The organism is Neisseria sicca VK64 (genome assembly GCF_000260655.1).
Taxonomy (GTDB): Bacteria; Pseudomonadota; Gammaproteobacteria; order Burkholderiales; family Neisseriaceae; genus Neisseria; species Neisseria sicca_B.
This window is the reverse complement of record NZ_AJMT01000104.1, coordinates 1-1,576: the sequence shown is the minus strand read 5'-3', so window position 1 is coordinate 1,576 and position 1,576 is coordinate 1. Positions and strand designations below refer to the sequence as shown.

2 protein-coding genes are annotated in these 1,576 nt (G+C 41.5%); both read left to right on the top strand.

From position 1 onward, the window contains the following. A partial coding sequence (locus tag HMPREF1051_RS15210) for an RHS repeat domain-containing protein (protein ID WP_003766036.1) occupies positions 1-751 on the top strand: 751 nt, incomplete at its 5' end. Positions 752-753: 2 nt separating this feature from the next. Further along, entirely contained in the window at positions 754-1,110 is a 357-nt protein-coding gene (locus tag HMPREF1051_RS06470; RefSeq protein ID WP_036492246.1) for a hypothetical protein, read from the top strand. Positions 1,111-1,576 lie beyond the last annotated feature (466 nt).

The window sequence follows — 1,576 nt, the reverse complement described above, 5'->3', positions numbered from 1 at the left end:
CAACGACCAAATCGGCATCCCGCGCGAGATGACCGACATCCACGGCAATCTCTTATGGTACGGCGAATACACCGCCTGGGGTCGTCTGAAAAAGGATGAACGGGTTTACAAGGATGCACATCAGCCGTTCAGATTGCAAAACCAGTATTATGATGAAGAGACGGGGCTGCATTACAACCTGATGCGGTATTACGAGCCTGAGACCGGGCGATTTGTGAATCAGGACCCGATTGGGTTGTTGGGGGGTAGTAACCTTTATCGATTTGCTCCTAATATACAGAGTTGGACGGATGTGTTAGGTTTGGAGGGAAAATTAACTATTTTCTCGGATCCTAGTGACTTTGTAGGGCATGCGTTTATTGGCTTGGAGGAAAATGGGAAAACGCAATATATTGGACAATGGCCTGATGGAGATGGATTTAGATATAAATCAAAAGATATTGCAAGTATTCTTATGAGTGATATGGGAGGAGCTATGGATTTCAATGATATTTCACATTTGGGGAGTTCACATTTGGTATCAAGAAGCTATAATTTAACTGATAAACAAATGGTGAAGGTTAAAAATTACATAAATGATTTTAATAGTAAAAATACTGAAACTTCTGGCTATAACTTACGTAACAGGCAATGTGCAAGTTTTGCTTATGGAACGAGTCAAGCTGCTGGCATAGAAGAAATGAAGATGTCTGGTTGGGTTACTCCCGCTTCGCTTGCAAGAAAAATTAGAAGGCTTAATAAAGGTAAATAATCATGAAAATTTTAACAGGATTAATAGCATCAATTTTGGTATCTTCAACTCCTCCTTATATTTCAAATTATCATTATGATCCAGGGTTTGGAGGTTGGTTCAAAATAATTTTAGCCGAACAACGAAGTAAAAAAGAATGTGGAAGCATTAATATAAGTGCTAATCAAATAAATTTTACCTTTTCATGTAATGGTGAAATTGGTAAGGGTTCAATTCCATTAAGTAGAATCTATTTTGAATATAAAAATAATATTTTATCTGCACAGAATAAACAGAGTGGGAAGAATATTTTTTCCATTTATTGTTCCAATGAGCAATTTGAGAAGATTAAATTATATATTGGAAATAATATGCAATAAGCAATCCGTAGTTTGGATGAAACCTTCAATTCTGATGTAGGGTGGACAATTGCTTCCCACACCCCCTTTCGGGCTACCTGAAAAAGTGCAGGCTGCTTTTCAAAGCCCCAAAACGGTTCCACGCCCCGCACAAAACCTTCAAATTCTGATGTTAGGGTGTGTACGGAATGCACGCACGCGGTTTCTGTTTTTCAGACGGCCTCACTATCTTCTTTGAGGTCGTCTGAAACATTTGTTCTTTAACAATCTCATTAGCAGTTAACATAGAGGCCGTCTGAAAACCAACTTTCAGACGACCTCTACCAAATCGCCTCCCCCGACGGCGGCGCACGGCTGCTGTTTGCCGAAGTCGATTCCGGGTGCGGCATTTACCAACTGGTCGCCCAGCTCGACCGCAACGGCCGCCATATCCGCCTCTGCTACGACGACAACGGGCTGCCGCACAGCATTTACGACGGCAGCGGCC

Excerpts from the sequence above, each read along its gene's own strand:
- HMPREF1051_RS06470 (WP_036492246.1), top strand. The coding sequence starts at position 754 with ATGAAAATTTTAACAGGATTAATAGCATCAATTTTGGTATCTTCAACT.